A 25,341-nucleotide genomic window follows, 5' to 3' on the forward strand; every position below is an offset into this window, starting at 1 on the left:
GGGTCACTACAATTTCAAACACGCTCGATCGGTCCCCTCTCCCTGTGGGAGAGGGCTAGGGTGAGGGGCAATGTTTACCGGACCAGAACAGTTCAACATCCCCCCAGAAATAATGAATAGAGATAAACAATGAGTGTCACGATAAAACTCAATCCCGAACGCCGGGCCAAATACCGGCAGCAAGGTTTTTGGGGCGATGCATCGCTTGCCGATTACTGGCATCAAACCCTGCAGGCCATGCCGGAAAAGATTGCCGTGATCGACAATCGGGGGACGTCCTACACTTATGCCGCCCTCGACCGCGCGGCAAGTAGCTTGGCAGCATGGTTGATCTCCTGCGGTATCGAACCGGGTGACCGCATCGCATTTCAGCTTCCCGGCTGGTGTGAGTTTACCGTGATCTACCTGGCTTGCCTGAAAACGGGGGCGGTTTCCGTTCCCCTGCTCCCCTCTTGGCGAGAGGCCGAGCTGGTCTGGGTGCTGAACAAATGCCAGGCTAAGGTGCTGTTCGCGCCAACCTCATTCAGAAATACCCGCCCAATTGACCTCATATTGCCGCTACGCGATCAAATACCGGGCCTACTTGAGGTGGTGGCCGTCGATAAGCTTTCTCCCGCAACTACCGCCCCCGCACTGAGCCAGTTGCTGCGAGACACTCCGCCACTGACCAAGCAGGTCAACGTGCATGGCGATGAACTGGCCGCCGTACTGTTCACCTCCGGCACCGAAGGCAAACCCAAAGGCGTGATGCTGACGCACAACAATATTCTGGCCAGCGAGCGTGCCTACTGCGCACGGCTCAATCTTACCTGGTTGGATACCTTCCTGATGCCCGCACCGCTGGGGCATGCGACCGGTTTTTTGCACGGCGTGACGGCCCCCTTTCTGATTGGCGCACGCAGCGTCCTGCTCGATATCTTTAATCCGCTCGATTGCCTTGCCCTGCTGCAACAAGAGCGCTGCACTTGCGTGCTCGGAGCAACGCCTTTTGTCTATGACCTGTTATGCACCCTGCAACAGCAGCCGCACGACATCTCATCGCTACGCTTCTTCCTGTGCGGCGGCACCACCATCCCGAAAAAAATTGCCCAGGACTGCCTGCAAATGGGCATTAAACTGCTCAGCGTCTATGGCTCAACGGAAAGTTCGCCCCACGCGGTGGTCAACCTGGACGATCCCCTTTCCCGCGTGCTCAACACCGACGGTTTTGCCGCACCTGGGGTAGAAATCAAAGTGGTAGATAAAGACCGCAATCCACTCCCCTACGGCGAAGAAGGTGAAGAAGCCTCACGTGGCCCCAACGTATTTATGGGGTATCTGGATGAACCCGAGCTGAGCGCCCGTGCGCTGGATGAGGATGGCTGGTACTACAGCGGTGACCTGTGCCGCATGGACGTTGACGGCTACATTAAAATTACTGGCCGCAAGAAGGATATTATCGTGCGTGGCGGGGAAAATATCAGCAGCCGCGAAGTGGAGGATATCCTGATGCAACATCCTCGTATCCATGATGCCGCTATTGTTGCCATGCCGGATGAACGATTAGGGGAAAGGTCCTGCGCCTACGTGGTGCTAAAGGCCGCTTACGGTTCACTCACCCTGGAGGAGGTCATCGCGTTCTTCGGGCGCAAACGGGTCGCCAAATACAAATACCCGGAACATCTGGTGATGGTGGACAGCCTGCCGCGTAACGCCTCGGGCAAGATACAAAAATTCCTGCTACGTCAGGATATTATCCAGCGTCTTGGCGAAGAGGTTAAACAGGCGGCTATGGGGAAAAGAGACGATGTTCGCATTACGGAACAAGCAAAATGAAAGGCTCTGGCAACAGGGCTCGAACCTGTGTCCAGTCGGATGGAGAGCCGACTGCTCTACCACTGAGCTATACCAGAGTTAGGGCTATTATCTACGAGCCGTCAGCCCGGTCAAGCGGGCTAACCGCCTTTACCGGAAAAATAGCCCGCCTTGCGCAGTATCAGGGCGATCTCCGGCTTATCGACCACCACCCCATGAACCAGCTCCGGCGTTGGCACAAACGCCACCGCCTGCCGATTGCGGCGTGGGCCGATCCACCCCTTGTTATAAGGATCGACGCCAAACTGCTCGCAGACCCGCTGCACATCGGCTTTGGTGCAACTGCTGGCACCAGAAAACACTTCCCAAGGCAACGGCAGATGCGCCCACACCTGAGTATCCGGCTCCAACCCACCGCCCGTCTGATAGTGCCAGGCGGCGACGTCCCCAGCCATCAGGCGCAGCACTTTGCCCAGGCACATCTGTTCGACCATCTCCTCCATCCCTAATACGACAGCCAGCGCAAGCCACCCTTGCCGGGCGCTGTTCCAGGCTCCGGCCAGAGCATTCCAGGTAGAGGAGTCGTCGCCACGCTTCACAATCATGGTCTGGCGATTGAAGGTATTGCGTTGCCAAATCAATTGTAGCAATCCGGCCAGTTCATTGAGCTGTGCCAGATAGAGAGTGAACAGGCTCAGCTTTTGCCGATCGTCGAGGTGCTTTACGATGTCACGATCCGGCATGATATGGGCAATGGCGTACCAGCCTGCCGATGTCGGCGCCTGTTGTACCCGCGCCAGCAGCATCTCGCCAATCTGGTCAAAAGCACGATCCTGTGCCTGGTTGGTAAACACGCTGCGGCGGTTCAGGCGGGCGGAAAGCCAGGCAATAAAGCAGGCAACGTCCGGCGTGGAGGCAAAATCCTCATAGCGGATCATCATCGCCAGCCCAGATTTAGCCATCCGGGTCGCCTGGTATTTTTGCGTTTCCAGTTGGTAGGTCGCCAGCTTGCTCTCAAAGCGCTGCAGAAAACGGAACAGCTTGTTATAGCGCCGTTTGGAGATATCCATGCCCGCCTGCTGCCGCTGCGCACGGCTGAAACGGTCGGCGATAAAATTATTACTGCCTGGGGCTTTCTGGATCTCCACCGATAGTTGCTCAATCAGTTGGCGAACCTGTTGAATATCGCTGCAATCAATGCTGTCCAACACCGGGGCACCAGCAAACAACTCCCCTGCCTTCGCCACCTGTTTCTCTGGAGCAATCGGTTGACGAAACTCCTGCATCATCGAGGTCATCTGTACCAGGCCGGACTTCAGTGACCCAGCTGCCGCCTGTCGTAGCAGAGCCGTTTCTACGGGTGTCAGGGAATCCCCCAATTGCGTGAGGATCAGTTCAGCCACGTCTTCCGGGCGAAGGCGGGCTTGCAGTGAGGAGAACAGCCGAGCGAGGTTATCCATCAGGGTTAATCCATTAAAAAGTTAAAATCTTAAGGGGGTCAGTTGATACAGGCCTCAGCCTGAGCATCATCCAAATGACATACTGTTGACTATTTTGATAGAGGTCAATTGATCAACCCGTTTAGTCGTGAAATGCCCCCTGCGACCAAGTTAAACTCACCGAACCTGGCCCAGAGCCTGCTGCTTTGTTATTCCTACCGCGTTCACCTTGGAGCACAGAATTGTTTAAAAACCTGATAAATCGGCTAGTGCTGATCGCTGCCGTCGCCTTGCCTGCCGCTGCCAATGCGGCTCCTAACGTGCAGGTGGGGTTTTCGCCTGAGGGCTCGGCGCGGGCGTTGGTGCTGAACATTATCGGCCACGCATATCGGTCCATCCAAATGATAGGTTATTCTTTCCAGGCACCCGATATCACCCAGGCGCTGGTAGCGGCGCACAATCGGGGAGTGGAGGTGCGCGTGGTAGTCGACAAACGCCGGAATCAGGGCAAAACCAGCCAGACCGCGATTAACTTCGCGGCCACTCACGGCATACAGATGCGCATCGATGGGCATTATCATATTCAGCACGACAAGACGATTATTGTCGATGGCAAGACGGTGGAAACCGGCTCGTTTAACTATGCTTCCTCAGCTGAGACGCAAAATAGCGAAAACGTGGTGGTACTGCGCCATATGCCCGACGTTACCAGGCAGTTCATCGCACACTGGCAAAGCCGCTGGGATTTGGGCCTCCCTTACAAGGTGAGGCTTGAAGCCACGAAACGGCCACATTGATGAATTCTACTCATAGTGCCTATCCTATTATCCGTGATTATCTCCCTGCCTTTACCCGCTAACATAAGTTCATCTGCAAGCGCGACCAGTGCTTTCTTCTCGCATCGCGATCCGGCCATGGTGGAACGGCTGACCGGCCGCAAACTCGACGTTTAACGACATAAAATTGGAGAAATTCCCGAATGCAAACACGTTATCTCGGTAAATCCGGGCTGGAAGTGTCAGCGCTGGGCCTGGGCTGTATGGGGTTGAGCTTCGGCTATGGCCCGGCAACGGATACCCGTCAGGCCGTTGAACTTATCCGCGCAGCCGTTGAGCGTGGCGTGACCTTTTTCGATACCGCCGAAGTGTATGGCCCGTATCTGAATGAAGAAGTGGTCGGCGAAGCCTTAAAACCCTTGCGCGATCGGGTCGTTATCGCCACTAAATTTGGCTTTACCTTTGGTGATGATAACAAACAGCAAATTTTAAACAGCCGCCCAGAACATATCCGCCAGGCAGTGGAAGGCTCACTGCGCAGGCTTAAAACCGACGTGATCGATCTGCTGTATCAACACCGCGTCGATCCCGATGTCCCCATTGAAGACGTTGCGGGCACCGTGAAGGATCTGATTGCTGAAGGTAAGGTCAAACACTTCGGCCTGTCAGAGGCTGGCGTGCAAACCATTCGGCGCGCTCATGCGATACAGCCGGTTACCGCCCTACAGAGTGAATACTCAATGTGGTGGCGTCAACCTGAGCAGGAAATCCTGCCGGTGCTGGAAGAGTTAGGGATTGGATTCGTGCCATTCAGCCCATTGGGCAAAGGCTTTTTGACCGGAGCTATCAAAGCCGGCACGACATTCGGTGAAGATGATTTCCGCAGCAAGGTGCCGCGTTTTGCCGCAGAGGCGCTGGAAGCGAATGAGCAGTTAGTCAGCCTGCTGACAATACTTGCCACAGAGAAAGGCGTGACGTCAGCGCAAATTGCTCTGGCCTGGCTACTGGCACAAAAACCGTGGATTGTGCCCATCCCAGGGACAACCAAACTGCATCGGCTGGAAGAGAATCTGGGGGCTGCAGATCTCATTCTTTCCCAGAATGATTTGCTCAAGATGACTCAAGCGCTGGAGAAGGTGAAAATCGTGGGTGAACGTTATCCGGCCGCCTTACAGGCACGCGTGGGTCGTTAAGGTTTCTCTGGCTTGCGGTTTCCCGCAAGCCATTTAATCACCCCAGCGCAACGCATCAATCAATAGAGCAAACGCGGGAGGATGCTGCTTTCTACTGGGGTAATAGAGATAGTAACCCGGGAAAGAGGGGCACCACTCTTGCAGCACCTGAACAAGTTCGCCGGATTTGACCAAGTCCTGGACCATATCCTCTGGCACGCAGGCAAGGCCAAACCCTGACAGCACCGCGTCGATTCTCTCCGACAACAAGTTCAACGTCAGTTGGCCCTCAACCCTGACGCGCAGCGGTTTACCTGCTTTCTCAAACTCCCAGTGATATAAGCCGCCTGCGGTAGGTAAACGCATATTAATGCACTGATGATCCTGCAGTTCATGTGGTGTCTGCGGAATGCTGTTGGTGGCGAAATACGCTGGCGCGCCAACCACCACCATACGCATATCCGGACCGATCTTCACGGCAACCATGTCCTTATCGACGCTTTCGCCAAGGCGAACTCCGGCATCGAAACGTCCATCCACAATATCGATAAACCCGTTATCTACCACCAGCTCAACGTTGATTTCCGGGTATTGCCGTAGAAACGGCTTTAGCTTTGGCCATAGCAGGCTGCGCACCGCATGTTCGCCCGCCGAAAGCCGAATATTACCGGACGCGGAACCATTCAGTTGAACGAGAGCTTCCAACTGCTGTTCAAGGTCTGCAATACGGGGTTCGAGACAGGCAATGATCCGCTCACCCGCCTCCGTGGGGGCAACGCTGCGAGTGGTTCTAGTTAGCAGACGCAGGTTTAAACGCTCCTCCAGCGCCTTTATAGCGTGGCTGAGTGCAGACTGTGAAACACCCAGCTTACCCGCCGCTTTGGTAAAACTTCTCTCCCTCGCCACGACGAGAAAAACCTGTAGCTCATTGAAGTTTTCTTTCAGCATGCGTATTCCCTTGGTTGACGTAAACCTTGCCTGTTCGGACAGAACTTATGAAACTAGTTCATAGACACTACCATTTTAGCGCCGTTGCCAACAAAGGTTGCTGATAACTCGCCAACAAAAACGGCAAATCGTCGCGCAATTCAGACAAAATTCGCTGCTACTCCTGATCTTCAATGCGCTGCCTGGTCGGGAGGCTGGCCAGGCGCGGAGTATTGTGATGCTCAGCAATCCAGAATCGATGGTAACCCCCAGGATTCGGCGTATTTAGCCAAGTACAGCGTACGCTGCAAAGCGGCAGAGGCTGCTTCCTCTTCTGCAAGCGGGCCTTTATCAGGAAGGCTGATTCGATGATAAATCTAATACACTCGTTCTGATTAACATGTCTTCATTATGGGAACATCGGGTAAGCATGCGGAACCCGGCAACATAGTCGATATAGAAACGCATATTTTCAGCGTTGTTATTTTCAAGATCATAAATATTTAACATCAGCTGCATTTCATAATCGGGTGATTGATTGATGGTTCTCACTTTTCGATCATTGATAAAGAAATCAATCTTGCTTTCCGTCCATGCAATGGCGTAAGTGTTGAATAGAGTGACATCAATCTCAACAGGCTCCTCATAGAATTCGTCCCTAATGCGGGCATCGCCAAAGGGATGAACCCCATAACCAATCAGAGAGTAGCCGTTACGGATATTCTTCCCCTTAAGCTCGAAGAGGCAAATCTCCGCAGACCGCTCGGGGAGATCTTCGTAACCTATCATCCAGAGTGCAGCGACATTGTTTGCTGCAATAAGGCATTTGGCTCGCAGTTCGAAATAGCCATATTTTGGCAGATATTTTTTCTCAGCCACCTGTGCCTGACGCACCCGGCAGTCTGGCGAAAAGCGATGCTGGCCAAGTAGTGACCCCACCGGGCCAGAGTAAACACCGGTTTGCAGAGAAGATACTCTGACTTCCCCATTAAACTCTGGGCACCAGGGCTGTTGATCTTGCTCGATATTAAGTGAAAAGCCGTTTTCAGAAAATTCGAATCTGGGTGAGGATAACGCCCGGCAACTCCACTGCGGTAGATAGTAGGGAAGCCAATGTGACTCATCGAGATAACCGCGATCAAATCCGTCATAAAATTCCAGCTGGTATCTTTCCCCGTCAATGAATTTTTGGCTTGCAATTTTCATTATTACCCACCTGAAATATAACAGTGTTGCTTTAGAATTTATGTGTTGGTTAAAGATGCCGGTTAACCAATGGGCGATCAGAGACTATCAAACTTGAAACGAGTCGCTATCTGCGCTCAATCAATATTTGTGGGCTTGCTTGCAGAATTATTTAATCTGGAACCACCAGCCAAGGCGATAATGATACCGGCAGTCCCATTTTTGACGCTGGTCTGGCGCATCAAAGCGCTGAAAGACGATGGGCTTCGGGGGGAGGTCATTGTATCAACAAAGGCATAAACTGATTTCCTGTAGACAAAGGTGTATTTTTTGGCCCTGGGAGGACCGATGCTTGATTCCTTTTACTGGATTAATGAACCCGAACAATGGCAGTGCGATAACGGCAAGTTAAGCGTTGTCACAAATGACAAAACCGACTTCTGGCAAAAAACCTGGTACGGGTTTGAGCGTTTTTCAGGGCACATCTTCGCCACCGACGTCAGTGAAGACTTCACCTTTCAGGTTAAGGTCTGCGCGGACTTCACCACGCTGTATGACCAGGCCGGGCTCATGTTCATGACCGATGACCAACACTGGCTTAAAGCCGGCATTGAGTTTAACGACGGCACTCCCGCAATCGGCAGCGTGCTGACGCTGGAGAACTCAGACTGGGCAACCGGCACCTTTACGGGTGATCCGCGTGAGTTCTGGCTTCGCTTGACCCGCAAAGGCAACAGCCTGCGGTTACAATACTCAACGGAGGGTCATCACTGGCCGCTGCTACGCTTGTGTTATTTTCCGCAGGGCCCAGCGAAAATCGGTGTGATGTGCTGTACGCCTGAACGTCGCGGGTTATCGGTGGATTTCCTGAATATCACGCTAACTCCGCCGGTGGATAAAACATTACATGACCTGAGTTAATCGTTCGAGTCTGTGCGATTCAGTATGCTGGATCGCCTTCACTCTCGCCCGACAACATTAGCGTTGATGTATCAAGGATCACACTTTTAAGTGGCTGCTTATTCCCATACAAAAAACATGTGTTAACATCGTTGCGTAAAACCCTTTCAACTCATACCGAGGCTTTGATGCTGGAGAATGTAATCATCCGATAATCAGCTTCCCGACCTTTTCAGGCCGGACTGATTATCAATGCGCCGAAATCGAATGCGGACACCGCTGTGTGTTTGCACGTTTTGCACATGATGATTAACAGGTTTTTCAGCATGAATTTATCCCGTCAGGAACAACGTACCTTACACGTTCTCGCCAAAGGTGGACGTATTGCGCACGTCCGCGATACATCCGGCCGCGTCACTTCCGTTGAATGCTACAGCCGTGAAGGGCTGCTGCTCAGCGACTGCACGCTCGCCGTATTCAAAAAACTCAAAACCAAAAAGCTGATCAAGTCCGTCAATGGACAACCGTACCGCATCAATACCAGCGGGCTGAACAACGTTCGCGCCCAGTTGGACAACCGCTAAGGAGAGTGTGATGGACATCAACACAATTATTTCTGGCTCCCACCCCATAAAACTGTCGCCAGATGAAAGCAAAATCCCTTGGGACGATCCGGCGTTTAGCCAACGCATGCTGGAGAACCACTTGTCGCAGGAGCACGACTGGGCCAGCCGGAAACTACCGGTCATTGAACGACAGGTGGCATGGATCACCAGCCAGCTCCCGGCAGGCGCACGCATTCTCGATCTCGGCTGCGGCCCAGGCTTTTACACCCGCATGCTTACAGAGCAAGGCTTTCACTGTACCGGCGTGGATTTCTCTCCAGCATCTATCGCCTATGCCCGTCAGCAGGCGCAGGCGGCAGGATTGGATATTGAATATATCGAACAGGATGTACGGATGTACTCCCCGGAGAAGCGGTTCGATTTCATCATGATGACCTTTGGTGAACTGAATGTCTTCAGCGCGGTGGACGCCCATACCTTGCTTAGCCGTTGCGCACAGTGGTTAGTTCCAGGAGGCAAGCTGCTGGCAGAAGTGCATACCTTTGATGAAATAAAGCGTCAGGGCATGGCTGCACCGAGCTGGCAACGCTGTCCGCAAGGACTGTTTCTTGCCAGGCCTCACTTGTTATTGACGGAACACGCCTGGGATGAAACGGCGCAGACCAGCTCAACGTTTTTCTGGGCCATCGAAGAAAATGGTGACGTCACCCGCTTTGGTAACCAAATGACGGCCTGGCACGATGAAGAATATCTCCACCTGATCGGTGATTGCGGCCTCACCGTGCTCCCCGGCCCGGATAGTGCAGCATGGCCAGTCAGCGAAACGTTCGAAGGAAAACTGATTGCCCTGCTGGCAGAAAAAGCAATCACAGCAACCTCTGACACTACACAAATCAATGAAAGGAATTCTGCATTGGATATCCCACGTATTTTCACTATTTGCGAAAGTGCTCACCGCATCCATAACCCCTTCACGCCCGAGAAGTACGCCACTCTCGGCGCAGTATTACGTATGGCTCCAGGCACGAGAGTGCTCGACCTCGGCAGCGGTTCGGGGGAGATGCTCTGCACCTGGGCGCGCGACTACAACATCACCGGTACTGGCATCGACATGAGCCCATTATTTACTCAACAGGCCAAACTGCGCGCAGAGGAACTCGGTGTCACCGATCGCGTCGATTTTATCCATAACGACGCTGCCGGTTACGTAGCCGATGAAAAATGTGACGTGGCGGCCTGCGTCGGTGCCACCTGGATTGCTGGAGGCGTCGCCGGGACTCTCGAGCTGCTGAGTAAAAGCCTGAAACCTGGCGGGCTCCTGCTAATCGGTGAGCCTTACTGGCGTCTGTTGCCGCCGACGGAAGAAATCGCCAAAGAGTGTGGCGCCAATGCCCTCTCAGACTTTCTTTCCCTGGCAGATCTTGTCACCTCTTTCGACACGCTCGGTTACGACGTCGTAGAAATGGTGTTGGCAGATCAGGAAGGTTGGGACAGGTACGTCGCGGCCATGTGGCTGACGATGCGTCGGTGGTTAGAGGCAAACCCCGATGACGACATGGCGGAGGAAGTCCGGACGCAGTTGACGACAGCGCCAAAACGCCACGTGGCGTTCACGCGTGAATACCTTGGCTGGGGAGTGTTTGCTTTGATGGCTAGATGATCAAAAGCGGCGAGTGAGCCAATAGCCAGAAACAACAAGGGCGCAGTATCTATACACTGCGCCCTTTCGCATCGTTTAAACCTGAACCTAGCTGCGCACCAAATCGTCGCCGTAGCCAATCCACTTATAGGTGGTCAGCGCATCCAGCCCCATCGGGCCGCGGGCGTGCAGTTTCTGAGTGCTGACCGCGACTTCCGCGCCCAAGCCAAACTGGCCACCGTCGGTAAAGCGGGTGCTGGCGTTGACGTATACCGCAGAGGAATCTACCGCACGGACAAAATACTCGGCGTTGCTCAGCGAGCGCGTCAGAATGGCATCGGAATGGCTGGTGCCGTGGGTACGAATATGATCGATGGCCTGATCGATATCGTCCACCAGCGTCACGTTCAAATCCAACGATAGCCACTCGTCATCGTAATCTTCTGCGGCCACTGCAACCACCTTCGCTGGCCCTTCCTGCAACAACGGCATGGCGTTATCGCTGGCGTGCAACGTTACCCCAACGGCGGCCATACGCGCGCTCAGCGCAGGCAGGAAGCTGTTAGCGATAGTGCGGTTAACCAGCAGGGTTTCGACCGAGTTGCAGGCGCTTGGCCGCTGTATCTTGGCGTTTTCGATGACGGTCAGCGCCTTGTCGTAGTCTACGCTGTCGTCTACATAGATATGGCACACGCCGATACCGCCGGTGATCACAGGAATGGTCGATTGCTCACGGCACAGCTTATGCAGCCCGGCACCGCCGCGTGGGATCAGCATGTCGACATAGCGATCCATTCGCAGCAGTTCATTCACCAGTTCACGATCCGGGCTTTCGATCGCCTGCACTGCCGCCGCTGGCAGGCCGCACTGTTCCAGCGCCTGCTGGATCACTTTCACCGTCGCCTGATTGGTGTGGTGAGTTTCTTTACCGCCGCGCAAGATCACCGCATTACCGGTTTTCAAGCACAGGCTGGCAACGTCAATGGTAACGTTGGGGCGCGCTTCATAGATCACGCCAATCACCCCGAGCGGCACACGGCGGCGCTCCAGCTTCAGGCCGCTGTCCAGCAGATTGCCGTCCAACACGTGACCAACCGGATCGCTCAGGCGGCAGACCTGGCGCACATCGTTGGCGATCGCCGCCAGACGCGCTGGGGTTAACAACAGACGATCCAACAGGGCTTCACTCATCCCGGTGGCACGCGCCTGCGCCATATCCTGCTCATTCGCCTGTAGAATTTCTTCGCTGCGAGCCTCCAGCATGTCGGCCATTACCGCCAACACCTGGTTCTTTTTCGCCGTGCTCAGTACCGCCAACTGCCAGGAAGCCTGTTTAGCGGCTTTCCCCATCTGCTCGAGCATGTTCACTCCTTAACTTACGATCATATCGTCGCGGTGCACGGCCACCGGGCCATATTCATAGCCCAGGATCTCGCTGATTTGCTGCGAGTGGTGCCCGGCGATCATGCGCATGGCATCGCTGTTATAACGGCTGACGCCATGAGCCAGATCGCGCCCCGCCAGATTGCGGATGCGGATCACCTCACCGCGTGAGAAATCACCTTTAACATCGCGGATCCCCTTCGGCAGCAGTGAACTGCCACGGGCCATCATCGCTTCTACCGCCCCATCGTCAACGGTGATCTCGCCCGCAGGGGGCGCACCGAAGATCCAGCGTTTGCGGTTCTCCAATGGGGTTTCCAGCGCATGGAAGCGGGTACCCACCGGGTTGCCCTCAATCACATCAGCCACCACGCCCGGCTTGCTACCGGCAGCGATAATCACATCAATGCCCGCACGGCAGGCCACATCAGCCGCCTGGAGTTTGGTGCCCATGCCGCCAGTACCCAGACCGGAAACGCTGTCACCGGCAATGGCACGCAGCGCATCGTCAACACCGTGCACTTCACGGATCAGCTCGGCTTCTGGGTTATTGCGCGGGTCGGCGGTATACAGGCCCTGCTGATCGGTCAGCAGCAGCAGTTTATCCGCCCCGGCCAAAATGGCAGCCAGTGCAGACAGGTTATCGTTGTCGCCGACTTTGATTTCTGCGGTGGCAACCGCATCGTTCTCATTAATCACCGGGACAATGCGGTTATCCAGCAGCGCGGTCATGGTGTCACGCGCGTTGAGGAAGCGCTCGCGGTCTTCCAGATCGGCACGCGTCAGCAGCATCTGCCCGATATGAATGCCATAGATCGAGAACAGCTGTTCCCACAGCTGGATCAGCCGGCTCTGCCCCACTGCCGCCAGCAACTGCTTGGAAGCGATGGTGGCAGGCAGCTCGGGGTAGCCCAGGTGTTCCCGCCCGGCAGCGATCGCCCCGGAGGTAACAATAACGATGCGGTGACCCGCTGCATGTTGCTGGGCGCATTGACGCACCAGTTCGACAATATGGGCACGGTTCAGACGCAGCGAACCGCCGGTCAACACGCTGGTGCCCAATTTCACAACCAATGTCTGGCTGCCGTTCATAATAGTTCTGCCGTTGGAGTTAAAAGGAATGCAAAGGACGTTGTAACAGGAGAGACGCGTTATGCCAACAGGCACAACGCGATTTCGGCGTAAATTTGCGGGGGAATTGATTTAGGCGGAGAGTTTTATCGGCTGCTCGATGAAATCATCGGCGGGTTCCAGCTTCAGCTCCATGGTGGCCAGCAGTTCACCCAGCCGACGATGGAACACGCGCAGCGTGGTTTCCAGCTTCTCTTTCACTTCAGCATCTTTAATCTTTTCTTCGTTCCAACGCCCTTCCTTGTCAAACAGACCAAAGTGGTAGCTATAGGTGAAACGGGAATTATCGGCCTGCAGTTCGATCCACCAGCCCCAGAATTCACGTTTTTCCGGCGCGGGCTTGACGTTGACGCAGACCGCCAGGCAGTCAAAGAAAAAGCGGTCGTTCTCACATTGCCCTTCGCGCAGATAAGGGCCCAGGCTGGCAAAGCGTTTCATTAGTCGGCTTTTAGGGTGGCCACTCGGTAGCGTCATTTTTCAACCTCCACAATGTAGTCCACCCTTTTTAACAAACTGTTAAAAATTAGCAACTGGTTAGCGCATTTTATCTCTTAGCCAATCACAAATTTGCAGTAAGGATTGATGGAAACTCTGATAAACCGGCGTACGCGGGATGGCGATCAGTTTGCCGTTCAGTGAAGAAGACGCGATCAGCTGCGACTCTTCTTTTGGGCTGAGCGGATCGTCATCCCAGTAGGCGGCCAGCATCGGCGTTGGGCAGCGGCGGCCCAGCAATCCCTGGGTTTTCAGGGAATAGCGGTTCAGCTCGGTTTTCAGCACGCTGTCAGAGGCGTTGGCCATGCCCATGCGGCTGGCCAGCACGTCCATATACATATCCGGCACGTGGTCCTGGCACTTCAACTCACACAGCAGGCTGTGCACCACCGGCCCTACGCAGGCTACGCCGCGCAAACGCTGCGACTCCAGATAGGCCAGGCGCACCGCCACGTTGGCACCAAAGCGGAAGCCGAAGGCGCTGACACGCGTATGGTCAACCCAAGGCACGGAAGGCAGTTGAGCCAACACCTGCTGATGCAGGAAGCTGGAATCTTGCGTCAGCTTCCACTTATAGGATGAACCGATGGACGGCATATCGATGGTCAGCATCGCTATACCGTGTGGCGCCAGATAATCACGGAACAGGCGGTGATAATCGGTCTGCAAAGTATCCAGGCTACCGCACATCAGCACCGTTGGGTACGGTGCCTGGCCGTTATCGGGCATATGCAGGAAGCCGGTGATGGAGCTGCCCCCCTCAATGGCGAACTCCAGCTCTTTAAGCTGGTATGGCAACAGCAATGCAGCTTCTTCATAGGCACGATTTGAGAGCACCTCTGCCTGTTCAGCCAGCTCATCCCCTTTTAAATGCGGATAACCGGCAATGCTGTATAGATTGGCGGCATTCAGCCAATATTGCCCGCCGACCAGCGGATCTTTTTGCTCCAATGCCCGCTGTTGCCACAGCATCCCCTGGCGCACCCATTCGTAGATCCAGTTGCCGTTTCGGTAACCGACCACGGTATCCAGCAGGTGATCGTCGCTATGTTCTGCGTTGGAGGCCGCAATGCGCGCCAACACTTCGCTGATCTCCAGCGGATCGGTCCCGCGCCAGGTCCACAGCAGATGGTTGAGCATGCGATACCAGTTGCCATCGGTGTCCCCCTCCAAGGCGGAGTGCATATCGGCACCTACCGCATGATGGGCACGGGTGACTAACGTCGAGGTTTCGACATGTTTAAATGAAGGTTTGAACAGTACTTCGGAAAGGTTGGCCTGTGCCATGGTAACAACAGCCTCCTGAGACTTACATCAAGGCTTGAATAGCCGGGATATCTAGGTGCTAGTGTACCTAACTCTGGGGGGATAAGGCGGGGAATTTACCGAATTTGACGAAACCGCTGCATAAACAACAACGCCCGGTATTGCCGGGCGTTTGAAGCAGAGGCTGATTAACGGCCGCCGATCGGTGGCACGAAGGTCACCGCCATATCCCAAGGCTGCTCGATCCAGGTGTCCTGCGGGATATCCACCACGTAATCGTCAACCAGTGGGCGGCCAGCAGGCTTGGCGAAGATGGTCACGAAATGGGCTTTCGGGTACATGTCGCGGATCGCTTTGGCGGTGCCGCCGGTATCCACTAAATCGTCAACGACGATAAAGCCTTCACCATCGCCTTCGGCGCGCTTGAGCACCTTCATTTCGCGTTGGTTGTCATGGTCATAGCTGGAGATGCAGACGGTATCCACATAACGGATGCTCAACTCACGTGCCAGCAGTGAAGCAGGTACCAGGCCGCCACGGCTTACAGCAATGATGCCTTTCCATTGATCGGCAGGCAGCAGACGGTGAGCCAGTTTGCGCGCTTGCATTTGCAACATATCCCAGGTAACAACGTATTTTTCGCTCATAGAATGGTGTCCCAGCCAGCAATGATGTGGCTTACTCAGTAGTTCAGGGGGAAAAAAGGTTGCGCGAGATTATAGAGACTGCGCGCCACGAATACCAGTTGAACCGAGGAGTTGATGCATTTTTCCTGTGATTATCTTTGCGGCGAGCCGCGTGGCTTATCTGCGCAACCGCCCGTAAAACGGGGAGCCCAAGCCGATAAACAGCGTTATACGGGACGCGCACAGCCGCAAATAAAATGATATTCTCAGGCTCACGTGCCTGAAGCACAGATAGCCACTCACCCTAACCGCACAGCATTCACTCCCTGCTGAAAATGCTGTCACAGGAGACTTATAGTGTCTGAATTGTCTCAACTTTCGCCACAGCCGCTGTGGGATATTTTTGCCAAAATCTGCTCAATCCCGCACCCTTCTTACCATGAAGAAGCGCTAGCTCAGCACATCCTCGACTGGGCCAAAGAAAAGAACCTGCATGCCGAGCGCGACCAGGTTGGCAATATTCTGCTGCGCAAGCCTGCCACCAAAGGTATGGAAAACCGCAAGCCGGTAGCGCTGCAAGCGCACCTGGATATGGTGCCGCAAAAGAACAACGATACGGTTCACGATTTCGCCAAAGATCCGATCCAGCCTTATATCGACGGCGAATGGATCAAGGCACGCGGTACTACGCTGGGTGCCGATAACGGTATCGGTATGGCCTCTGCGCTGGCGGTGCTGGCCGATGACAGCGTAGAGCATGGCCCACTGGAAGTCCTGTTGACCATGACGGAAGAAGCCGGTATGGACGGTGCCTTTGGCCTGCAGCCAAACTGGTTACAAGCCGACATCCTGATCAACACCGACTCCGAAGAGGAAGGCGAAATCTATATGGGCTGCGCCGGGGGGATCGATTTCATCACCACCCTGCCACTGCAACGTGAAGCACTGCCAGCCGGTTACCAAACGCTGAAGCTGACCCTGAAAGGGTTGAAAGGCGGCCACTCCGGTGCCGATATCCATCACGGCCTGGGCAACGCCAACAAGCTGCTGGCCCGTTTCCTGTTTGCCCACACGCCAGAGCTGAACCTGCGCCTGCTGGAGCTGAACGGCGGTACGCTGCGTAATGCCATCCCACGTGAAGCCTCTGCCGTAGTAGCCGTTCCGGCCGCCAAAGCCGATGCGCTGAAAGCCCTGAGCCAGCAGTTCCTGGCAACGCTGCAAAACGAACTGTCTGCCAAAGAGAAGAACATTACCGTTCTGCTCGAACCAGCCACCACCGCTTTGCAGGCGCTAACCGCAGACAGCCAGAACCGCTTTGTGGCACTGCTCAACGGTACCCCTAACGGCGTGATCCGCATGAGTGACGAAGTGAAAGGCGTGGTAGAAACTTCGCTGAACGTCGGCGTGGTGACCACCAGCGAGCATGAAGCCGAGATCATTTGCCTGATCCGCTCCCTGCTCGACAGCGGTAAAGACTATGTGGTGGATATGCTGACCGCATTAGGCCAACTGGCCAACGCCAAAGTAGCACCGAAAGGCGGCTACCCAGGCTGGCAGCCAGATGCCAAATCTCCTGTGATGCAGTTGGTGCGTGAAACCTACCAAAAGCTGTTCAACAAGACGCCAAACATCATGGTGATCCACGCCGGGTTGGAGTGTGGCTTGTTCAAGAAACCTTACCCACAGATGGATATGGTGTCGATTGGGCCGACCATCACCGGGCCTCACTCGCCGGATGAGCAGGTGCATATCGCCAGCGTTGGCCAATACTGGACGCTGCTGACCGCTCTGCTGAAAGCGATCCCTGAGCGCGGATAAGTTATTGGGCCCGGTTAAAAGCTGGGCCCATTTTTCCTTATGACAGTTGTTCTTCTCGCTTCAGATTGCCGTTGATTTCATTCATCTGCGACTGTATCAACGCCGCACTAACAGGTGGTAACAGGAAAGCAAACAGGATAATCAGCCAGGTTTTATACCTTGCGGTTTGCCCATGGCTTTCAATGATGGCGCGTAGATTGTCGTTAAGTGTGGAAAATATCACCGGCGTGACAAAGGCGGTAATAAAAGCTGACCATCCAGCCCCTCTGGGCGTTAGCAGAGCCGCGGACTGGGTGTAATTTCTGATCTCCCCATGGATTTTTACCAACCAGTAGATATTGTAAAACGGCACCAAGAACAGCAGGAAAGTCACGGCAGGATCGCGGTATTTGACCGGCTGTGGTATTGCTTGCCGCACAGGCGGTTCGCAATTAAATAAACAGGCCTTAATCGGCAGCAGGAACAGAGTCCCGATAATGACGGGGACCAATAGCAGGGTAAAGAAGTTCTCAGGGCTGGAAAATAACCGCTCCATATCAAAAAGCCATCCGGCTATCGCCATCATGGATGAGCCAAACACCATTTTTAACGTCACCATCAGGCCAAATGACAGCACAAATGCCTCTACGCTACCAACTGCCCCCGCGATAAAGGCCGGAACGATCAGCATGATAGCGCCTAGCCCCATGCCTATCAGGACCTCTCCTGTTATCATCAAAAAGTGATTGCTGGTATGAAAGCAGAACAAAAACAGGCCAAACAAATACAACCCGCTAAAGAGATACAGTAAATAATAGCTTTTCATCCGGCTGGCCATCCAGGCCAACAAGGCTCCAAACAGCATGCCAACCTGTTGTAATCCAACTGCGACCCCAATCATCGAGATCGGTAAATCTGCAGTTTGCCGGATATAGAGTGCCGAATAGGCATTAAAGAGATATTGGCTAGTCACAATCGCGGTGAAATAAACTACCAGGCCCCAAAATCGATAGCTGCTTTGTAAATCGGCCCATGTCCATCTTTTGGCCGGTTTTTGCTGAATCACGTCCATTTTTAACTCTTCCCGTTGAATGTCTTAATCCCAAAGAACTGCCAACGATTGTACCTACGGCTGTGCACTAAACACACCCGATTTTAATATCACCACGTCAGTACCAACTGCCGTTCCAACTGAGGATCGAGCAGCGTTACATGCAGGCCAACCAGGCGCACACCACGCCCTTCCCTCCGCTCCTGCCATGCCTGACGGGCAACGTTGAGCAAATCCTCAATATTGAGCACTGGCCAAACGTGCTCCTGGGTAGTTTGCTGGAAATCCTGGAACTTCAGTTTTACCCCTTGGCGAGCGATATGCAGATCCGGTTTGACCTTGCGCAGCCGCATCTCTAACTCTGGGTAGAGCTTTTCAACGATCAACGCCTCACAATCTTCCCACTCATGAATATCGGCTACCAACGTTCGCTCGACCCCTACCGACTTGCGTAAACGATCGGGAGACACCTCACGCTCATCGATACCCTGACAGCGCTCCCACAGCACCCGACCAAATTTGCCGAAGCGCTTTAACAAATCGGCCAGATTATAGTTCTGCACATCGGCGCAGGTGATTAACCCAACCTCTTCCAACCGTTTGGCGGTGACCTTGCCCACGCCAGGGATTTTACTTAGCGGCAGTTGCTGCAAGAAAGTGGGCACCTGGGCCGGTGTGATGACGTATTGGCCGTTTGGCTTGTTCAACTCGGAGGCTATCTTGGCGAGGAATTTGATCGGGGCAATGCCCGCCGAGGCGGTCAGGTTCAATTCAGCGGCAATGTCCTGGCGGATCTGTTGGGCGATCAGGGTGGCAGAGCCGTTGCATTGGGTGCTGTTGGTCACGTCCAGATAGGCTTCATCCAGAGAGAGCGGTTCTATCAGCGGGGTATAGCGGGCAAAGATTTCACGGATATGCAGTGAGGCTTCTTTATAGGCCGCCATGCGGCCCGGTAACAGCGTCAAGTGCGGGCAGAGCTTGAGCGCCGTGGCGGTCGGCATGGCGCTATGCACGCCATAACGGCGCGCCGGGTAGTTGGCGGTGCTGATCACGCCACGCCGATCGGCGCTGGCACCGATAGCCAGCGGGATATCGCGCAGGCTGGGGTTGTCGCGCATTTCTACCGCTGCGAAGAAGCAGTCCATATCGACATGAATGATTTTACGCATCGCGCCTCCAATAACACTGTATAAGTATACAGCCAATTATTAAAAGCTCAATATGGAGAGTGTAGACTAGTGACGCCCCTCACCCTAACCCTCTCCCACAGGGAGAGGGGACCGAACGTGCCACAAATTAGCTCCGGCACCTGACCGCAACTCCGGACTAGCCACCTCTCCCCAAACAAGTGTTCATGAGGCACTCGGTATGTACATTGGGAGAGGGTTGGGGTGAGGGGCTGTGCAGAGCCCCTACATGGAAAACCTGTGTGGCTAGAGGATCCGGTGTTTTTCCAGCATTTCGCGGCGCAGCGCTTCCTTGGCGATGCGCTTTTTGCGCGCATCGCAAGGCTCCGGGCAGTCACAGACCTTCTCCATCCCCAGCGCGGTAATGCCACCACAGCTACCCTGCAAGGTTTTACGCTTGAACACATAGCCCAGCGACATCCCGCCCACCACCAGCAGAAACAGCACAAAGGATGCAGCAAACATCGTCAACATGGCGTCTACCCTTTCTTCAGATAGGGTTTGAACGCATCGGAATAACGTTCTTCAAACCCCTTGGCGGTTTTCACGATCATAAACACCGGGATCCCCAGCAGGTTGGCCAGCGCCATACCCCGCTCCGGCCCCATCACGTTTAACCCGGTAGAAAGGCCGTCCGCCGTCATACACAGCGGGCTGATCACCGTGATCGACACTAAATTGTGGTGGATCGGTTTACCGGTGAGCGGATCGATAGTATGAGAATAGCGCACTCCGTCCTGCTCGAAGTAGTTTCGGTAATCCCCGGAGGTGGCCATCGCCATCTCACCAGGCTCGATCACCAGTTGCGCCTGCTGCTCCCCCCCGGCGTTTGGCCGTTCGATGGCAATGCGCCAGGGTTTCTTCTCGCCGTTATGGCCACGGGTGCGGACCTCCCCACCAATATCAACCATGTAGTTTGCGACGTGCTGTGATTGCAGATACTGAGCAATCGCATCAACGCCGTAGCCTTTGGCAATGGAAGAGAGGTCGACATACAGCTCAGGAATACGTTTCACCAGCGCATTGCCTTCTACCGACAGCTTGTCGATCCCCGTCCAGTTGCGGCGCTGTTCCAGCTCGGCGACGCTCGGCACTTTATCAGGCCGCCCTTCTGGGCCAAAACCCCATAGGTTCACCAGCGGCCCGACGGTCACGTCCAGCGCACCGTCGGTCACACGGTTAATGCGCAGCGCTTCCAGCACCACTTCCGTGGTGGCAGCAGAAACCGGGAAAGGTTTGCCCACTTCCCGGCTGGCGTTAAAGCGGCTCAACTCGGAATCAGGTTGATAGGTCGACATCTGATCGTTGACCTGTACCAGCCGTTTGTCGATCTCCGCTTGCAGGGTTGCCAGCGAAGGCGTTCCGTCCCCAGGGAGATAACTGATCGAGTACGACGTCCCCATGGTTTTACCCTTGAGGTTTTCCTGTTTCGGCTCACAACCGGTCAGTAACACTGCGGTGGCCAGCGCCACCACCATCATCCAAGCCTTCATTCCATCGCCGCCTGCTGCTCGCATTTAACCGCCAAAGTCATCGAGCATGATGTTTTCATCTTCCACACCCAAATCTTTCAACATTTTGATCACCGCCGCGTTCATCATCGGCGGCCCACACATATAGAATTCACAATCTTCCGGCGCTGGATGGTTACGCAGATAATTTTCCAGCAGGACATTATGAATAAAGCCGGTGTAGCCCGTCCAGTTATCTTCGGGCTGCGGATCGGAGAGCGCTACATGCCAGGTGAAGTTTTCATTCTCTTCCTGCAGGTGGTTGAAGTCGTCCTCGTAGAACATCTCGCGCAAGGAACGCGCACCGTACCAGAAGGTGATTTTGCGCTTCGACTTCAGGCGCTTCAACTGATCGAAGATGTGGGAACGCATCGGTGCCATGCCGGCCCCTCCGCCGATAAAGATCATCTCGGCGTCGGTGTCTTTGGCAAAGAACTCACCAAACGGCCCGGAGATGGTCACCTTATCCCCCGCCTTCAGCGACCAGATATAGGAAGACATAATGCCCGGCGGCACGTCCGGGTTGCTCGGCGGCGGCGTAGCAATACGCACGTTGAGCATGATGATGCCTTTCTCATCGGGATAGTTGGCCATCGAATAGGCGCGCACCGTCGGTTCTTTGACGACCGAACGATAGCGGAACAGATTGAATTTATCCCAGTCGCCACGGTACTCCTGCGGCACATCGAAATCGGCATAGCTCACTTCATGCTCGGGCGCTTCGATCTGGATAAAGCCCCCGGCGCGGAAAGGCACATCTTCCCCGTCAGGAATGCGCAGCTTCAGCTCTTTGATAAAGGTGGCTTTGTTATCGTTGGAGATCACCTCGCAGTCCCATTTCTTCACGCCGAAGATCTCTTCCGGCAGCTCGATTTTCAGGTTCTGCTTCACGTTAACCTGGCACGCCAGGCGGCAGCCCTCTTTGGCTTCACGCTTGCTGATATGAGAAAGCTCGGTTGGCAGAATATCGCCGCCGCCCTCTTTGATCACCACCCGGCACTGGCCGCAGGAACCGCCGCCGCCACAGGCTGAGGAAACAAAGATCCCCTGACTGGACAGCATATTCAGCAGCTTGTCCCCTGCGGGGGCGGTAAAACTTTTGTCTTGATCGCCGTTAACCTCAACGGCAATGTCACCGGTGTTCACCAACTTGGATTTGGCAAACAGGATCAGTAACGCCAGCACCATCACGATGCAGGTAAACATCACCACGCCTAAAATAATTTCCATAAATGCTTCCTGCCTTTACAACTGGACGCCGGAGAACGACATAAAGCCCAATGCCATCAATCCGGTGGTAATAAAGGTAATGCCCAGGCCACGCAACCCGGCTGGCACATCGGCATACTTCAGTTTTTCACGGATCCCCGCCATGGCAACAATCGCCAGCATCCAGCCGGTGCCGGAGCCGAAGCCATACACCACGGATTCCATAAAGTTGTAATCACGCTGCACCATGAACGACACGCCGCCGAAAATGGCACAGTTCACCGTGATCAACGGCAGGAAGATCCCCAGGGCGTTGTAAAGCGCCGGGAAGAAGCGATCGAGGATCATCTCCAGGATCTGCACCAGCGCCGCAATCACGCCGATAAAGGTGATGAAGTTGAGGAAGCTCAGATCGACGCCTTCCACCAGCGCCCCGTCACGCAGGATCAGGTTATAGACCAGGTTGTTGACCGGTACCGAGATCCCCAGTACCAGCGTCACGGCAATCCCCAAGCCAAACGAGGTCGAGACCTTCTTCGACACCGCCAGGAAGGTACACATCCCCAGGAAGAACGCCAGCGCCATGTTCTCAACGAACACCGCACGCACAAACAGGCTGATATAGTGAGCCATCGGCGGTTACTCCTTTTCTATCTGCGCTGGCTTGAGGGCACGTAGTCCCCAAATCAGCAGGCCGATGATAAAGAACGCACTCGGCGCCAGCAGGAACAGGCCGTTGGGCTGATACCAGCCGCCGTTCTGCACCGTTTCCAGCACCGTAATGCCAAACAGTTTGCCCGAACCGACCAGCTCACGCAGGAAGCCCACCAGGATCAGGATCACGCCGTAGCCCAGGCCGTTGCCGATACCGTCCATGAAACTCTCAATCGGCGGTGACTTCATGGCATACGCCTCGGCGCGACCCATCACGATACAGTTGGTGATGATCAGCCCGACGAATACCGAAAGCTGTTTGGAGATTTCAAACGCATAGGCACGCAGCAACTGATCGACCACGATCACCAGCGAGGCGATGATCGTCATCTGCACGATAATGCGCACGCTGTTGGGGATATGGTGGCGGATCAGCGAAATAAAGAAGCTGGAAAACGCGGTGACCAGGGTGACCGCAATCGTCATCACCACCGCCGTTTCCAGCTTGGTGGTCACCGCCAGCGCCGAACAGACGCCAAGCACCTGCAGCGCGATCGGGTTATTGTCAAACAGCGGCCCCAACAGGACCCGTTTAACCTCTTTGGAATCAGCCATTTTTCAGCGCTCCTTCACGGACTTTCTGCAGGAATGGGCCAAAGCCATACTCGCCCAACCAGAAATTAAACGTATGCTGTACGCCGTTAGCGGTCAGCGTCGCGCCGGACAGGCCATCCACACCGTGGATATCACCTTGCCGCGCTCCGCCCTTCACAATGCGGATAGCCGGGTTGCCGTTGTCATCAAACAGCTGCTTGCCGATCCACTGCGCGCGCCAGCTGGCGTTCTGGATCTCGCCGCCCAGGCCCGGGGTTTCGCCGTGCTGGTAGAAACTCAACCCGCGTACCGTATTGCCATCGGCATCCAGCGCAACAAAGGCGTACATCATCGACCATAGACCAGTGCCGTAAACCGGCAGCACAATCTTGTCCACCGCGCCGCTTTCGTTGCGCACCAGGTAGATTTCGGCCTCATTGCTACGGCGGCGGATGCCGGCCAGATCCTGCTCGGCGGTCAACGCCCGGCTCTTGGCATCGCTGCGTAGCGCGGCGGCCAGATCGAAGGCGGCCGCATCGCCAGGCACAAACTCGCCGCTGTCCAGATCCAGCAAACGCGGTTCGATGCGCTTGCTAAAGGTGGCTTTCACCTGTTCGCCAGTCATCCCCGGTTGCAGTAAACCGGCTACGTCCAGGATGTTGCGCTGCTTATCCAGCAACCGCTGTTCTTGCTGCCTGGATTGCAGCCCAACGGCAGAACCCGCGACCACTACAGAACACACCAGACACAGCAGCAGCACTACCAGCAGCGTTTTGCCAATGCTGTCATTTTTAGATTCATTCGCCACGTGCTTTTCTCCGCTTGATGTTAGCCTGCACCACCAGGTAATCGAACAGCGGTGCGAACAGGTTGGCGAACAGGATCGCCAGCATCATGCCTTCCGGATAGGCCGGGTTGACCACCCGGATCAGCACGCACATCACGCCGATCAGGATGCCGTACCACCACTTCCCTTTGTTGGTAAACGAGGCGGAAACCGGGTCGGTAGCCATAAACACCATACCGAAGGCAAAGCCGCCCAGCACCAGATGCCAGTACCAAGGCATGGCAAACATCGGATTGGTGGTAGAGCCGATGGCATTGAACAGATATGCCGTGGCGATCATGCCGATCATCACACCGGCCACAATGCGCCAGGAAGCGACACGGCCAAACAGGATAATCGCCCCGCCTAGCAGGATCATCAGGGTTGAGACTTCCCCGATCGAACCAGGGATGTTACCGATAAATGCATCCATCCAACTGATGGATTGGCCGGTGGTGACGTTGGTCAGGCTGTGAACTCCGCCGACGCTCCATTGCGCCAACGGAGTCGCACCGGAAAAGCCGTCTGCCGCCGTCCACACCAGATCGCCAGAAATCTGCGCCGGATAAGCAAAGAACAGGAAGGCTCGCCCCGCCAACGCCGGGTTGAGGAAGTTACGCCCGGTACCGCCGAAGATCTCCTTGGCGACCACGACACCAAAGCTGATGCCCAGCGCGGCCTGCCATAACGGCAGGGTTGGCGGCACAATCAGGGCGAACAGAATGGAGGTAACGAAGAAGCCTTCGTTGATCTCATGTTTGCGTACCATCGCAAACACCACTTCCCAGAAGCCACCCACCAGGAATACCACGGCGTAGATCGGCACGAAGTAGGTCGCACCGAGCACCATCTTGCTGATCCAGCCAGCATCGGCGCCGAGTGTTGCCCCCAGCATCTGAGCCAGCCAGTAATGCCAGTCCCCCGCCAGCACCTGTTGCAGCTGATCGCCGCTGTACAGATGGTGCAATGCAGGAATGGTCTGCTGCCCAACGTTATACATGCCCCAGAACATGGCCGGGAACACCGCCAACCACACCAGGATCATCATGCGTTTCAGATCGATGGCATCACGTACGTGCGAAGCCCCGCGCGTTACTGTGCCTGGGGTATAGAACACCGTTGCCGTCGCTTCAAACAGCGGGTACCACTTTTCCAGCTTGCCGCCCGGCGTGAAGTGATGCTCAATCTTGTCAAAAAAATTCTTCAGGCCCAT

The 25,341-nt window shown here is 55.0% G+C and carries 24 protein-coding genes, 1 tRNA gene and 3 pseudogenes; 9 read left to right on the plus strand and 19 right to left on the minus strand.

Annotated features, from left to right (window positions below):
• Positions 1-129 precede the first annotated feature (129 nt).
• Positions 130-1,815 carry a medium-chain fatty-acid--CoA ligase gene (gene fadK / locus JHD74_RS01420; RefSeq protein WP_199061368.1) on the plus strand — a complete coding sequence of 562 codons (1,686 nt, stop codon included), beginning with the start codon at positions 130-132 and terminating at the stop codon, positions 1,813-1,815.
• A 4-nt stretch (positions 1,816-1,819) separates the two neighbouring features.
• Here the strand turns inward: fadK and JHD74_RS01425 are convergent.
• Positions 1,820-1,892: transfer RNA gene (locus JHD74_RS01425), tRNA-Glu, on the minus strand.
• Between the two features lie 42 nt (positions 1,893-1,934).
• Positions 1,935-3,254, minus strand: a complete 1,320-nt coding sequence (locus JHD74_RS01430; protein WP_199061369.1) for a hypothetical protein — start codon at positions 3,252-3,254, stop codon at positions 1,935-1,937.
• A 233-nt stretch (positions 3,255-3,487) separates the two neighbouring features.
• Here JHD74_RS01430 and JHD74_RS01435 point away from each other — a divergent pair, with 233 nt between their 5' ends.
• From JHD74_RS01435 to JHD74_RS01445, 3 genes and pseudogenes are all read left to right on the plus strand, one after another.
• A complete protein-coding gene (locus JHD74_RS01435; RefSeq protein ID WP_370592608.1) occupies positions 3,488-4,030 on the plus strand; it encodes a phospholipase D family protein in 543 nt (180 codons plus the stop codon).
• 78 nt (positions 4,031-4,108) lie between these two features.
• Positions 4,109-4,186: pseudogene (locus JHD74_RS01440) on the plus strand (aldo/keto reductase); the annotation flags it as partial.
• Between the two features lie 26 nt (positions 4,187-4,212).
• Positions 4,213-5,202, plus strand: a complete 990-nt coding sequence (locus JHD74_RS01445) for an aldo/keto reductase (RefSeq protein WP_199061371.1) — start codon at positions 4,213-4,215, stop codon at positions 5,200-5,202.
• A 33-nt stretch (positions 5,203-5,235) separates the two neighbouring features.
• On the opposite strand, the gene JHD74_RS01450 is transcribed toward JHD74_RS01445, so the two are convergent.
• A complete protein-coding gene (locus tag JHD74_RS01450) occupies positions 5,236-6,129 on the minus strand; it encodes a LysR family transcriptional regulator (RefSeq protein ID WP_199061373.1) in 894 nt (297 codons plus the stop codon).
• A gap of 112 nt (positions 6,130-6,241) precedes the next feature.
• Here JHD74_RS01450 and JHD74_RS27020 point away from each other — a divergent pair.
• Positions 6,242-6,319: pseudogene (locus JHD74_RS27020) on the plus strand (hypothetical protein); the annotation flags it as partial.
• 3 nt (positions 6,320-6,322) lie between these two features.
• On the opposite strand, the pseudogene JHD74_RS26560 reads toward JHD74_RS27020, so the two are convergent.
• Together JHD74_RS26560 and JHD74_RS01455 are read right to left on the minus strand one after the other, a co-directional pair.
• Positions 6,323-6,485: pseudogene (locus JHD74_RS26560) on the minus strand (alkane 1-monooxygenase); the annotation flags it as partial.
• Positions 6,460-7,314 (minus strand): glycoside hydrolase family 16 protein, encoded by an 855-nt coding sequence (locus JHD74_RS01455; protein WP_199061375.1) that lies wholly within the window; start codon positions 7,312-7,314, stop codon positions 6,460-6,462. The gene JHD74_RS01455 and the pseudogene JHD74_RS26560, both read right to left, overlap by 26 nt.
• 327 nt (positions 7,315-7,641) lie before the next feature.
• Here JHD74_RS01455 and JHD74_RS01460 point away from each other — a divergent pair, with 327 nt between their 5' ends.
• The 3 genes from JHD74_RS01460 to JHD74_RS01470 all read left to right on the plus strand — a co-directional run bounded on the left by JHD74_RS01460 (position 7,642) and on the right by JHD74_RS01470 (position 10,419).
• On the plus strand, positions 7,642-8,214 hold the full coding sequence (locus JHD74_RS01460; protein ID WP_074030689.1) for a DUF1349 domain-containing protein: 573 nt from the start codon (positions 7,642-7,644) through the stop codon (positions 8,212-8,214).
• Positions 8,215-8,519: 305 nt separating this feature from the next.
• Positions 8,520-8,777: a YjhX family toxin gene (locus tag JHD74_RS01465; RefSeq protein WP_024483657.1), complete on the plus strand. Its 258-nt coding sequence runs from the start codon at positions 8,520-8,522 to the stop codon at positions 8,775-8,777.
• 10 nt (positions 8,778-8,787) lie between these two features.
• Entirely contained in the window at positions 8,788-10,419 is a 1,632-nt protein-coding gene (locus JHD74_RS01470) for a class I SAM-dependent methyltransferase (RefSeq protein ID WP_199061377.1), read from the plus strand.
• Positions 10,420-10,506: 87 nt separating this feature from the next.
• Here the strand turns inward: JHD74_RS01470 and proA are convergent, their stop codons facing one another.
• The 5 genes from proA to gpt form a co-directional block, all read right to left on the minus strand.
• Positions 10,507-11,760 carry a glutamate-5-semialdehyde dehydrogenase gene (proA, locus tag JHD74_RS01475; protein ID WP_037434933.1) on the minus strand — a complete coding sequence of 418 codons (1,254 nt, stop codon included), beginning with the start codon at positions 11,758-11,760 and terminating at the stop codon, positions 10,507-10,509.
• A gap of 9 nt (positions 11,761-11,769) precedes the next feature.
• On the minus strand, positions 11,770-12,873 hold the full coding sequence (proB, locus tag JHD74_RS01480; protein WP_024483654.1) for a glutamate 5-kinase: 1,104 nt from the start codon (positions 12,871-12,873) through the stop codon (positions 11,770-11,772).
• A 111-nt stretch (positions 12,874-12,984) separates the two neighbouring features.
• Entirely contained in the window at positions 12,985-13,386 is a 402-nt protein-coding gene (gene crl, locus JHD74_RS01485; protein WP_024528972.1) for a sigma factor-binding protein Crl, read from the minus strand.
• Positions 13,387-13,446: 60 nt separating this feature from the next.
• Entirely contained in the window at positions 13,447-14,694 is a 1,248-nt protein-coding gene (frsA, locus tag JHD74_RS01490; protein ID WP_024528973.1) for an esterase FrsA, read from the minus strand.
• A gap of 167 nt (positions 14,695-14,861) precedes the next feature.
• A complete protein-coding gene (gene gpt / locus JHD74_RS01495) occupies positions 14,862-15,320 on the minus strand; it encodes a xanthine phosphoribosyltransferase (protein WP_021805588.1) in 459 nt (152 codons plus the stop codon).
• A gap of 336 nt (positions 15,321-15,656) precedes the next feature.
• Between gpt and pepD the strand changes: the two genes are divergently transcribed.
• Positions 15,657-17,117: a beta-Ala-His dipeptidase gene (gene pepD, locus JHD74_RS01500; RefSeq protein ID WP_024528974.1), complete on the plus strand. Its 1,461-nt coding sequence runs from the start codon at positions 15,657-15,659 to the stop codon at positions 17,115-17,117.
• 37 nt (positions 17,118-17,154) lie between these two features.
• Here pepD and JHD74_RS01505 read toward each other — a convergent pair whose 3' ends face one another.
• From JHD74_RS01505 to JHD74_RS01545, 9 genes are all read right to left on the minus strand, one after another.
• Positions 17,155-18,168: a hypothetical protein gene (locus JHD74_RS01505; protein WP_199061379.1), complete on the minus strand. Its 1,014-nt coding sequence runs from the start codon at positions 18,166-18,168 to the stop codon at positions 17,155-17,157.
• Between the two features lie 89 nt (positions 18,169-18,257).
• Positions 18,258-19,316, minus strand: coding sequence for a DNA polymerase IV (dinB, locus tag JHD74_RS01510; RefSeq protein WP_024528976.1), 1,059 nt, complete (start codon positions 19,314-19,316; stop codon positions 18,258-18,260).
• A 264-nt stretch (positions 19,317-19,580) separates the two neighbouring features.
• Positions 19,581-19,808, minus strand: coding sequence for a (Na+)-NQR maturation NqrM (gene nqrM, locus JHD74_RS01515; RefSeq protein WP_065683846.1), 228 nt, complete (start codon positions 19,806-19,808; stop codon positions 19,581-19,583).
• Positions 19,809-19,813: 5 nt separating this feature from the next.
• On the minus strand, positions 19,814-20,827 hold the full coding sequence (locus JHD74_RS01520) for an FAD:protein FMN transferase (RefSeq protein ID WP_233169401.1): 1,014 nt from the start codon (positions 20,825-20,827) through the stop codon (positions 19,814-19,816).
• 24 nt (positions 20,828-20,851) lie between these two features.
• Positions 20,852-22,075, minus strand: coding sequence for an NADH:ubiquinone reductase (Na(+)-transporting) subunit F (gene nqrF / locus JHD74_RS01525; RefSeq protein WP_024483648.1), 1,224 nt, complete (start codon positions 22,073-22,075; stop codon positions 20,852-20,854).
• Positions 22,076-22,090: 15 nt separating this feature from the next.
• Positions 22,091-22,687 carry an NADH:ubiquinone reductase (Na(+)-transporting) subunit E gene (nqrE, locus tag JHD74_RS01530; protein WP_021181925.1) on the minus strand — a complete coding sequence of 199 codons (597 nt, stop codon included), beginning with the start codon at positions 22,685-22,687 and terminating at the stop codon, positions 22,091-22,093.
• 6 nt (positions 22,688-22,693) lie between these two features.
• Entirely contained in the window at positions 22,694-23,323 is a 630-nt protein-coding gene (locus tag JHD74_RS01535) for an NADH:ubiquinone reductase (Na(+)-transporting) subunit D (protein WP_024528979.1), read from the minus strand.
• On the minus strand, positions 23,316-24,110 hold the full coding sequence (locus JHD74_RS01540) for a Na(+)-translocating NADH-quinone reductase subunit C (RefSeq protein ID WP_074030679.1): 795 nt from the start codon (positions 24,108-24,110) through the stop codon (positions 23,316-23,318). Before JHD74_RS01540 ends, JHD74_RS01535 begins: the two co-directional genes overlap by 8 nt.
• Complete coding sequence (locus tag JHD74_RS01545; protein WP_065683842.1) at positions 24,100-25,341, minus strand: NADH:ubiquinone reductase (Na(+)-transporting) subunit B; 1,242 nt, start codon at positions 25,339-25,341, stop codon at positions 24,100-24,102. Before JHD74_RS01545 ends, JHD74_RS01540 begins: the two co-directional genes overlap by 11 nt.

Origin of the sequence: Serratia sp. ASV30, assembly GCF_016428815.1 — a bacterium.
Taxonomy (GTDB): domain Bacteria; phylum Pseudomonadota; class Gammaproteobacteria; order Enterobacterales; family Enterobacteriaceae; genus Chania; species Chania fonticola_C.

Coding starts and splice junctions, on each gene's coding strand:
- JHD74_RS01430 (WP_199061369.1), bottom strand. CDS start 3,254: ATGGATAACCTCGCTCGGCTGTTCTCCTCACTGCAAGCCCGCCTTCGC.
- proB (WP_024483654.1), bottom strand. CDS start 12,873: ATGAACGGCAGCCAGACATTGGTTGTGAAATTGGGCACCAGCGTGTTG.
- frsA (WP_024528973.1), bottom strand. CDS start 14,694: ATGGCACAGGCCAACCTTTCCGAAGTACTGTTCAAACCTTCATTTAAA.
- proA (WP_037434933.1), bottom strand. CDS start 11,760: ATGCTCGAGCAGATGGGGAAAGCCGCTAAACAGGCTTCCTGGCAGTTG.
- fadK (WP_199061368.1), top strand. CDS start 130: ATGAGTGTCACGATAAAACTCAATCCCGAACGCCGGGCCAAATACCGG.
- crl (WP_024528972.1), bottom strand. CDS start 13,386: ATGACGCTACCGAGTGGCCACCCTAAAAGCCGACTAATGAAACGCTTT.
- nqrE (WP_021181925.1), bottom strand. CDS start 22,687: ATGGCTCACTATATCAGCCTGTTTGTGCGTGCGGTGTTCGTTGAGAAC.
- JHD74_RS01465 (WP_024483657.1), top strand. CDS start 8,520: ATGAATTTATCCCGTCAGGAACAACGTACCTTACACGTTCTCGCCAAA.
- JHD74_RS01445 (WP_199061371.1), top strand. CDS start 4,213: ATGCAAACACGTTATCTCGGTAAATCCGGGCTGGAAGTGTCAGCGCTG.
- JHD74_RS01470 (WP_199061377.1), top strand. CDS start 8,788: ATGGACATCAACACAATTATTTCTGGCTCCCACCCCATAAAACTGTCG.
- JHD74_RS01455 (WP_199061375.1), bottom strand. CDS start 7,314: ATGAAAATTGCAAGCCAAAAATTCATTGACGGGGAAAGATACCAGCTG.
- JHD74_RS01535 (WP_024528979.1), bottom strand. CDS start 23,323: ATGGCTGATTCCAAAGAGGTTAAACGGGTCCTGTTGGGGCCGCTGTTT.
- JHD74_RS01505 (WP_199061379.1), bottom strand. CDS start 18,168: ATGGACGTGATTCAGCAAAAACCGGCCAAAAGATGGACATGGGCCGAT.
- gpt (WP_021805588.1), bottom strand. CDS start 15,320: ATGAGCGAAAAATACGTTGTTACCTGGGATATGTTGCAAATGCAAGCG.
- nqrM (WP_065683846.1), bottom strand. CDS start 19,808: ATGTTGACGATGTTTGCTGCATCCTTTGTGCTGTTTCTGCTGGTGGTG.
- JHD74_RS01520 (WP_233169401.1), bottom strand. CDS start 20,827: ATGAAGGCTTGGATGATGGTGGTGGCGCTGGCCACCGCAGTGTTACTG.
- nqrF (WP_024483648.1), bottom strand. CDS start 22,075: ATGGAAATTATTTTAGGCGTGGTGATGTTTACCTGCATCGTGATGGTG.
- JHD74_RS01450 (WP_199061373.1), bottom strand. CDS start 6,129: ATGCTGAAAGAAAACTTCAATGAGCTACAGGTTTTTCTCGTCGTGGCG.
- JHD74_RS01545 (WP_065683842.1), bottom strand. CDS start 25,341: ATGGGCCTGAAGAATTTTTTTGACAAGATTGAGCATCACTTCACGCCG.
- JHD74_RS01460 (WP_074030689.1), top strand. CDS start 7,642: ATGCTTGATTCCTTTTACTGGATTAATGAACCCGAACAATGGCAGTGC.
- dinB (WP_024528976.1), bottom strand. CDS start 19,316: ATGCGTAAAATCATTCATGTCGATATGGACTGCTTCTTCGCAGCGGTA.